The sequence below is a fragment of the Acetobacterium bakii genome (assembly GCF_001263355.1).
GTDB classification, from domain to species: domain Bacteria; phylum Bacillota; class Clostridia; order Eubacteriales; family Eubacteriaceae; genus Acetobacterium; species Acetobacterium bakii.
Genome location: NZ_LGYO01000079.1, coordinates 1 through 9,095, shown reverse-complemented (window position 1 = coordinate 9,095; position 9,095 = coordinate 1). Strand labels below are relative to the sequence as shown.

The 9,095-nt window shown below is 33.0% G+C and carries 9 protein-coding genes; 8 read left to right on the top strand and 1 reads right to left on the bottom strand.

Annotated elements, in window-relative coordinates; genetic code table 11:
- Window positions 1–559: 559 nt before the first annotated feature.
- The 3 genes from AKG39_RS18995 (at window position 560) to AKG39_RS18985 (ending at window position 2,491) form a co-directional block, all read left to right on the top strand.
- Window positions 560–1,120: a DinB/UmuC family translesion DNA polymerase gene (locus AKG39_RS18995; protein ID WP_050741984.1), complete on the top strand. Its 561-nt coding sequence runs from the start codon at window positions 560–562 to the stop codon at window positions 1,118–1,120.
- 14 nt (window positions 1,121–1,134) lie between these two features.
- Window positions 1,135–1,377, top strand: a complete 243-nt coding sequence (locus AKG39_RS18990; protein ID WP_050741983.1) for a hypothetical protein — start codon at window positions 1,135–1,137, stop codon at window positions 1,375–1,377.
- 163 nt (window positions 1,378–1,540) lie between these two features.
- On the top strand, window positions 1,541–2,491 hold the full coding sequence (locus tag AKG39_RS18985) for a hypothetical protein (protein ID WP_050741982.1): 951 nt from the start codon (window positions 1,541–1,543) through the stop codon (window positions 2,489–2,491).
- A gap of 578 nt (window positions 2,492–3,069) precedes the next feature.
- Here the strand turns inward: AKG39_RS18985 and AKG39_RS20960 are convergent.
- Complete coding sequence (locus tag AKG39_RS20960; protein ID WP_420797518.1) at window positions 3,070–3,219, bottom strand: helix-turn-helix domain-containing protein; 150 nt, start codon at window positions 3,217–3,219, stop codon at window positions 3,070–3,072.
- Window positions 3,220–3,411: 192 nt separating this feature from the next.
- Between AKG39_RS20960 and AKG39_RS18975 the strand changes: the two genes are divergently transcribed.
- The 5 genes from AKG39_RS18975 to AKG39_RS18960 all read left to right on the top strand — a co-directional run.
- A complete protein-coding gene (locus AKG39_RS18975) occupies window positions 3,412–4,527 on the top strand; it encodes a hypothetical protein (RefSeq protein ID WP_050741980.1) in 1,116 nt (371 codons plus the stop codon).
- 441 nt (window positions 4,528–4,968) lie between these two features.
- The gene (locus AKG39_RS18970) at window positions 4,969–6,231 is read left to right on the top strand and encodes a hypothetical protein (RefSeq protein WP_126981249.1); all 1,263 of its coding nucleotides are present in this window, start codon (window positions 4,969–4,971) and stop codon (window positions 6,229–6,231) included.
- 232 nt (window positions 6,232–6,463) lie between these two features.
- Entirely contained in the window at window positions 6,464–6,607 is a 144-nt protein-coding gene (locus AKG39_RS20200; RefSeq protein WP_160316230.1) for a hypothetical protein, read from the top strand.
- Between the two features lie 208 nt (window positions 6,608–6,815).
- On the top strand, window positions 6,816–8,891 hold the full coding sequence (locus AKG39_RS18965) for an ATP-dependent nuclease (protein ID WP_050741978.1): 2,076 nt from the start codon (window positions 6,816–6,818) through the stop codon (window positions 8,889–8,891).
- The coding region (locus tag AKG39_RS18960; RefSeq protein WP_083439678.1) for a UvrD-helicase domain-containing protein at window positions 8,876–9,095 on the top strand (220 nt) is incomplete at its 3' end. The genes AKG39_RS18965 and AKG39_RS18960, both read left to right, overlap by 16 nt.

The window sequence follows — 9,095 nt, the reverse complement described above, 5'->3', positions numbered from 1 at the left end:
TGATTGTGTGATGAAAATAGGCCAGATCATCAAGATAAGTGGTTAATGCGTTTTATAGTCAAATGAATTAAGAGGATACGACTGACGACAGAGACTTCCCAATCCACTCACGAACCGGAAAGTCGGGAGTTCGGATCCCGCAAGGAACGCCATATAGATGAATGATTAATTCAGATTAATAATGTCGATAATATTTAATACAAATTGTCATCTTAAACCGGTACGGACCGCCTCCATCAAATAAAGTGACAATGAAGATATAGTGATTTTAAATTAATTTGCATATTTCCTTTGGCAACAAGTGTCTGACATAAAGGATGACGACCCCTATGTGTTAGCAATTGAAAAAAAGAGATAAGATGTGTCTTAAAAATGTAGCAAAAGGCAAATAAATGGCTTTAATATGCCATTTTACTGCTGATTCGTAATCAGTAGGTCGGCGGTTCGATTCCCCCCGCTAGCTCCAGTAAGGATATAATATTTTGTTAAAAGAATGGCTTTAATTAGCGATTCTTTTTTTATTTTTGTTTTATCTTTCCACTTAAAAGTATGACCGACTGTGAAAAATCGAAAAATTCTGGCTATTTCTGGCTATTTTGCCCCTATTTTTGTCTCACTTTTATCCTACTTTTTTAAGACCTTTTGGATAATCAGTACGTTCGCTAATGACGTAAATATCTTCATTTATATGCTCACCGAAAGCGTGGCCATGCGGTTAAGAGAAACCGGATGCTATTGCCAGACAGTGGCCATTCACGTTCGAAATAAAGAGCTGCACAGCTTCACCAGGCAAATGAAGCTCCAGAAACCATCGGATCTCACCAATGAAATTGCCAGAGCTGCCATTGATCTGTTTGTGAAAAGCTATGATTTCAGTTCGAACATCCGCTCCATGGGCGTGAGGGTTACGGATCTGGTACCGGATTCAACACCCATACAGCTGGATTTGTTTGGTAATGAAGAATTACGGGTGCGACAGGCAAGACTGGATGATACCATTGACGGACTGAGGAAACGATTTGGCAATTTGTCCCTCCGCAGTGCTATAACGATTGATGATCCGATGGGCTGCTTGGATGCTAAAAAAGATCATGTCATCTATCCTATTTCATATTTTTAGAAGGAGATATGTTTATGGCCGTGAAGAAGTTTGTACCGGTGATTGCAAAATTTGAAAAAGATGGAAAGATCATTCCAATGAAAATTTTATGGGGATATGGCCGGGAGTTTGACGTTGACTTTATATTTGATATCCGGCCTAGATCGTCTTTGAAGATTGGCGGACAGGGGACCCGGTATCTCTGTCGAATTAAGAATAAAGATGTTTATGTTTACTATGAAAAACCGAGATGGTTTGTTGAGGGCAAAGAGCATTAGTTTCATGATTAAATTCATAAGTTGACAGAAACGCGCATTAATCTTACAATGAATACAATACTGATGTGAAGCATAACTTAAAAATAATATACTGCAATATTTACGGTATGTTTGGACAGGCTATTTATTCAGTCAGAAATATTCAATTTGGAGATATTGAGTTATGGATAATATATTTAAATCAATTGCGAATGGAGATTATTTAAAAACGGTTTATTTTAATGTTTGCGTTCTAGAACGCTATTTTAGTAATCCAAAATATTATATATCTTATTCTGATTATCGAGGTAGTATATCAGTAAAGGATGAGTTTAATAATAAACCTGAAGACAGCGAATATATAAAAAATTTTGGCCATGCTTATGAGAAGGATAATCCAGAGAAAAGATCTATCGTAGCATTTGCATCTGATTTGGCAAAATTATCAAAAAAAGCACAAGGACATTGGTATTCACATTTACTTGAAAATTCCGAGGATTATTATCCAAACAATGGTTTTATAAAAAATCTTATATATGGTGAATGGGTAGAAGATATTTCAATCTTCGATGCTCTGCTAATGGAAATTCATTATATTAACAAAATGTGTGAGTGTATTAATATTCCAAAAATCTATAAAGAAGAATTTGAGTATAATACTATGGATAAAGAAGATAGGCCAATTAATTATCATATTATTCTATTGCCAACGCGAGATAATTATTATAATTTTATAAACACTTTAGAGAAATTAGTTATTAATAATTTAGAACCAGAAGCATTTACTAGAGATGCAAATCTTATAGTATCAGTTGAAAGAAAAACTGAGGAAGGTTTTAATAAGGGAACACTAGTGTTGATGAGTGAATGGTTTTCTAAAAATGTATCGGCTGAAAAAATAGAAGAGACCATTATTAGACCATTGAAAATGCTTAGGAAAATCAGGCAAAAACCAGCACATCAGCTATATGATAATCTGTACGATGAAACAATATGGGAAGATCAAAAAGAATTAATGCAGAGTGTTTACTCAGCTGTAAGAGCGATTAGATTATTGTTAACGAATCATCCTGATTGTGAAAAGGTAATAATTCCAAAAATTCTTTTCGAAGGTCGAAATATAGTTCAATATTAAACTTTAATGAATTGGATAAGCATATTGAGATCATGTATGGACATGTTATTGTTATAATAAAGTGAATTATAAAATATTTGAAAGGTGCTTTAGTTTTTGATGAAAAATCGGAAAATAATTACAATATTCTTTAGAGATGTACTCGTTCATATGTCCGATAATCCTTGATGATAAATTTCACAGTGAAATGTTTATGGACGCTTCCGTAAAAGATGATGTGAAGCCCCTTTTGTGTTAATCTGAAGTATTAGAATAAAAAGAGTCAAAAACGGCCGTTTTGATTCTCTTTGGTTTTGAATGTTACTAATGCAATTTCTGGATATATAGAAGTGTTGTAACAAGTGTCATAATCAAAGGGTTATTAGAACGCTGCACGTTTTTGACACTTTTTAAACTGTACGTTTATGATGACATTCCAGTTCCGGTGGTTTGGGAGGTAGGTCATTCGCAAGTGTTTTGCTATTTCTTTCGTCGCTTTACAAAAAAAAAGTGCATCCTGGAAAATCTCAATTTCCTCGTAGGCTACCAGTAATTCTTTTTCGAGTTGCCATTGGAACATTCCTACGTACTGCAGCAAATCAGGTCTTACCATTTTTGGCTTTGCTAATCCAGGAATACAATGTGTCCAACTTAATACCTAACCGTTCTGATGCAGCTCGGTTTTTGATTTCATCCGCTAGTTTTAATGCTAACAAGCGTTCTTTTGCGCTATATGTTTTTTTATAAATAATCAGACCTTTTTTCTTTTACCTCATTTCATTGCAATTTGGGACTGCACTTTTATGATATCACTCCACTTATATTACACCAATTACAGGAGGAGAGGAAATTTATATAGATTCGCGTAAAAACAAACTGATAGCAATGGGTTTTGGCATTTCGCAAATGACTAAAATAATATTACATAGGAGAGAAACATAATGGACTTGAAATTTGAAGATTTCAATGGTAAATATAATACTTTAAATGGAATCAAAACGATGGATATTAATAGATTAGAATTGTGTCGACATATTATGCAAGTAGGGTATAATAATCGGCGTAATTTTATTGGAGCATCGTGGTATAAGCACTTACAATTATTTTTTATGGTATGTGCAAATGTTAAAGAAGAAAACGGAAAACTAGTATTAAAAGATGATTATTTTGATCTGGATCAGTCTGAAAAGGTATGTGTATCCTATCAATTAGGTCAAGGATTAACAAAAGCAGTGGCAGAAGAGTATTTAAAAATTCCTTGGGTTACGCATTTTAAAACGATGAAAACTATGGGGTGTACATTTAATGTTGGAGGTAAAAAAAAGAAAATTATTGATTCTAACGAAAATAGTGGCAGTGAGCCTGATTTAGTAGGATATGATAAAAATGGCGCCATACATCTCTTAGAATCGAAAGGTTCTTCACGTAATACTACGACTGATAAGATAATTCAAAAGGCTATTAACCAAGTTTCTAATATTGTCGACATTACAAATTCAAAGGTTAGATCTAATTTTTCCACACGAAGCGCGTGTATTTTTAATTTTAAAGATAACTTTCATGGGAGAATTATTGATCCTCCTGTTGATGGAAATGAAATTAACGAAAAAAAATATTTTGGGCTAATGCAGTGTCTATATGATTACTATTATGACTTTTTCTATGAATATAATAACGGAAAAATAGAAACTATAAATATATTGGATAGGAAGTGGGAAGGGTGTTATTTTTCCTTCGGAAATGAACAATATTTTTGGGGGATAGATTTATCATTTCGCAAATTTCTTATGGATCAGATATTTGGAAATCCTGATTTAATAGAAAAAATTATTTCTAAGCCTAAGCCTTCCAAGCCTTCCAAGCCTTCCAAGCCTTCCAAGCCTGAGCAATCAAGTGAATCAGAAGAGTGTGAAGGATATTATGATGCTGACAAAGCGAAGAAGATATTGGATTTTTTCAATAAAACGGAGATATTGGATTTTTGCGAAAAAAAGGATATGGATCGGGACCCTAATACTTCGGTAGGACTTGACTTCTTTATGTTGCATCGGATTTAATGATTAAAAGTGTTTTTGACCTGTTGAACGGGGTTTGTTACTATGTTAATAGAAAGTGGCGTTCAAAATAAAGGAAAACGGACATTTTTGACACGTCAAAGGCAGTACAACTGACAATATTAGCATTGAACTGTTTTTCCGATCTTATATGTGGGACGTCTGTATTTATTGTACCCGGAAACCGTCACTGAAGTGAGAGCCATGACAAAGGAATAAATCTACTAAATATAACCATGAATGAGGTCACCAACGATTCGATTATAAAACACCGGCAGCTATATTTTATGACAATATGGCATTAGCTGATTATTCAAAATGCGAATGGAATTTTATCTAAAAAAATTCTAATTTCGTGTCTTGACAAGCGTGTGCATTATAACGCCAATTGTCTTCTCAGACCGGTACGGGACGGTGATGAAACTAACAATCTTTTGACAGTTAATGATTATTGCCGGGAATATAATCAAAGGGAGAAAAGTGATGAATCAATTTACTGAAAATGACTTAATAAATAACATAATCTCTGCAAATAATTTTGCAGAGATTATGTTAATTTATCATGATAATATTGAACAATTATGGGATTATACGATACTTATATTTGATGACCCGATGACACAATCAATTAATAAGGAACCGCCGTTAGCGCAAACAATGAAGTTGGAAGTAGTGAAAGTAGTATCCATTTTCAAAAGTAGTTTTTGTTTAATAAATAATGTGGTTTGTAAAGAAATGATGCGTAATTCATGTGCGGATTTTGAATACAAAAATTGCTTTGATTTAGATGTGAATATGATGAATATGTTAATTGAAATCCACGATAATAGAAAAAATTCAAAATCAAACCCTATTATGACAGATTTGAATTTATTTTGTAATGATGTAACTTGCTTTCCATATATGTTAGAAAATGCGGGAAAAATAAGCGATAGTTATGTAGAAGAATGTGCAATTCGAACACTGCTCATATATAATAAATTCAAGCATTCCGATTTGCATTCATTTTCAGTAGATTATCAACATGAAGAGCAGGACTTTCAAGATACCAAGAAGTCGATTGATTTTATGAAAGGAATTTCCAATGGAGAAAATGAATTTGATAGAATTCTTTTGTTACAGAAATCAATTTATGCTTTAATATTAAAAACTACAATAATTTCATTTCATAACAAGAATGGAATTAAAAAAAAGATAACAGAACTTTTAGAATTCGTAAACAAGGACTTGGGGATTTTTTTAGAGCGAGAAATAGTTTTTTGCTATTGGTTTTTAAAAAACAGAAATGATGACCGAATTAAAGAGTTTTTTAAAAAAATACAAACTAATGCGAATAATATTGTTGAAACAATACAAGGTATGTCATGGGATTTATTTCACTTGAGGTTTTGTACTGAAATTGGAATGGCAAATGATATTGATGACGGTGCAATATGTATGCACTATTTAGTTACTAAAGATAAAGGATTAGCTAGATTAGCTAATGAACATCCAATAAAATATTTTATTCACAAAAAAGGAGATATATTACCTACAATAGTTTTTGAAAAACCGATATATGAAGTAATAAAAGAAATTGATATTATTAAGAATCTTTCGGAGAATAAAACGGAAAGAAATGAAAATTTTAAAAACGGAAACATCGATCAGTTAATCAAATTTTTAGAGAATCAGCTTATTTTAGGAAATACCGATATCATTTTATGAACAAATGGCAATATATCAAGTACTGCTAGTATCATTATCGATTAGGGTGTATTTGCCTACTCTTAACGTTTTTTTGCAGGAAGTTGCAAGTAAAAATACAGAAGTGGTCGATTTACTTGACCATCAACAGAGGAGAATACCGAATGGAAAAGAAATTACCAGTATATACTCAAAATCAATAAGTTGGAAATAGGTCCGCGTCAATATTAAATATGATTGATGATTATCCGGGATGGGTTTAAATGAAAGTCATTTTGATTATAAAGTGGAAGATGGTTGGGTTGGTTGTGGGAATTTTAAGATGGGATTAGGAAATCCTGTTGATGGCTATGAAAAAACATTTGTAAAAATTGAAGATACTTGGATATATTTATAAAAGGTGGAGTGAAATATAAAATACGTATAGATGGAACTTACAAAATAGAAATTGAGTAATAGTGAGATTATATAATGCATTAACCAAACTTCAAAACAGATAAAAGTATTGCATCTTGATATTCTTATCGACAGTTTGTTAAAAATCAAGTACAATTTAATTAACAAAAGTTAATTTATTCTCGATTTTGTTCAAGGAGGGATAGTAATTGAAAATTAAAACCATTCATATATCCAATTATCGAAAATTTGATAATGTTAAATTAAATATGGAAGATAATATCACTGTTATCGCTGGTGCGAATAACAGTGGGAAAACTTCACTTGTCGAACTTTTTAATTCTATATTCAATAACACTAGAAGTAAATTATGTTGTGATGATTTTTCAATTATTGAATGTCAAAAATGGAGTAATAGCATATATCCTATTGTCTATTCTGCTTTTACAACGGGGAAACCAAAAGAAGATGTAATAACAGATATCTGCAAAGAAGTCTTGTCTGTTACGAAATCAGAAGAGGTAGCGTTGATGCCCCCAATCGAAGTGAAAATTCAGGTGGATTATAATGGAAATGAAGATGATATTCGGCATTTTGCTGATTATATCATGGAATTTGAGCCAAACAATACGAGTTTTTATTTTATCTATCGTTATGCATTGAATGTTGAACTCTTCAGAAAAACCTTAGATAATGAATACGAGAAGTTTTTAACACGGTTTATTAAACTAACGCGCGATGAAAATAAGGAGATTGATGCTATTCGCATTATTAAAGAAATGCTCGTTCTGCTATATGCCAACTCATGTGAGGAAACAGCAAATTTTTCCGATAAGGCATATAAGAACATAGTGGCTATGGACATGTCGTCGTTCAAAAGCCTATTTAATTATCATAATATTATGGCTGGGCGAAATTTAGATGACGAAAGTTCTGATAGAACAAAAATTTTGAGCAAAAACATGATTGATATTGCCAGTCAGGAAGATGACTGGAAGGATTTGATTAAAAACCTTCCAGATCAGATTATTCAACCTATTCAAGACGCAAAGATTCAGGAAAAAGTACGGATCGCTTCACTTGATACTCTGAGTGAAACAATGGAGGCAATTTCTATAACTAATGGTGGTCATGCGGGAAACATAGTCATTGATATGAATGTGACTGAGGAAGCAGTCCACTCTTTACTAAAAAGCATTACATGTGCTAAGTATCAAGCGGATGATCATTATTTAAGCGAATCTTCACAAGGTCTAGGATATAGTAATCTTATCTATATTCATCTTCAATTAGAGAAATTCAGGAAAACAATTGATCCGCTAATTGTGAACTTCTTTGTAATTGAAGAACCAGAAGCACATATGCATCCTCAGATGCAGAATGTCTTTTCACAATATCTAATTAACTATTATAATCGTGAAAAAGGTATTCAGGGCGTATTAACTACGCACTCGCATGAGGTTGTTCGAACTGCTTCAATTTCTCAACTCCGAGTGTTACGACAAGTTAGCCCTTTCAAATGCAACACATATGATTTGCGTGAGTTCCAAAACTCAATTGCGTCAAATAAGGAATTGTTGGATTTTTATGATTGGTTTTATACCATCAATTTTCCCGACATTATCTTTGCGGATAAAATTATTATGTATGAAGGGGATACTGAGAGGATGTTAATAAAGTACATATTGCGCTCAAAAGAATTCGAACTGTTGAGAAGTCAATATGTTTCTTTTGTTCAAGTCGGAGGAGCATATGCATATAATTACAAGCCTATTATTGAATTTTTGGGTATTAAATCGGTCCTAATAACTGATTTGGATTATGATAAAGATTCGTCTAATATCGCAGACGTTTTGATTTCTGGAACTACGAATACAACAATTAATAAGTTTTCAGAGATCATTCTAGATAATCCAGCGCCAACGGTACAAGTGTTGTATGACTGGAAGGAAAAGTCTCCTCTTATTGTAGTGGGGTGTATTTGTCTTGCCTTTCAAGGAAAAAGAGACTACTATTCTCGAACACTTGAAGAAGCAATGCTTGCGCGACATTATGGTGTTACAGCTTTAGATGTCAAACTCAAAAAAGAATGGATAGAGAAACGAAATAAAGACAAATTGAAGTTTGTTATTCCTCGAGAGGGAGATGAATGTAGTATTCGTACGATCGTTTTACACACATCAAATAGAAAGACAGATTTTATGTATTCAGTCATTCTCAATAATCTGGTAGATTCTATGCTGCCTGCGTATATAAAGGAGGCATTATTGTGGCTGACAGCTTGAAAAACTGTTTTCTTGTTAATGCCCCTGCTGGGAGTGGGAAAACGACACAAATAAAAGCAATGGTAAAGAAGTGTATCCTCGAGAATCCGAGAGATAATATTTTATGTATAACATATACAAACCGAGCTGCCGATGAGCTGTCCAGAGATGTAGATGCGAAGAATGTTTTTATTGGAACGATTCATTCATTTCTCAATAGCTTCA

Bases quoted from the DNA above. Each gene is read 5' to 3' on its own strand.
- AKG39_RS18970 (WP_126981249.1), top strand. From the start codon at position 4,969: ATGATTATTGCCGGGAATATAATCAAAGGGAGAAAAGTGATGAATCAA.
- AKG39_RS18990 (WP_050741983.1), top strand. From the start codon at position 1,135: ATGGCCGTGAAGAAGTTTGTACCGGTGATTGCAAAATTTGAAAAAGAT.
- AKG39_RS20200 (WP_160316230.1), top strand. From the start codon at position 6,464: ATGGGTTTAAATGAAAGTCATTTTGATTATAAAGTGGAAGATGGTTGG.
- AKG39_RS18985 (WP_050741982.1), top strand. From the start codon at position 1,541: ATGGATAATATATTTAAATCAATTGCGAATGGAGATTATTTAAAAACG.
- AKG39_RS18975 (WP_050741980.1), top strand. From the start codon at position 3,412: ATGGACTTGAAATTTGAAGATTTCAATGGTAAATATAATACTTTAAAT.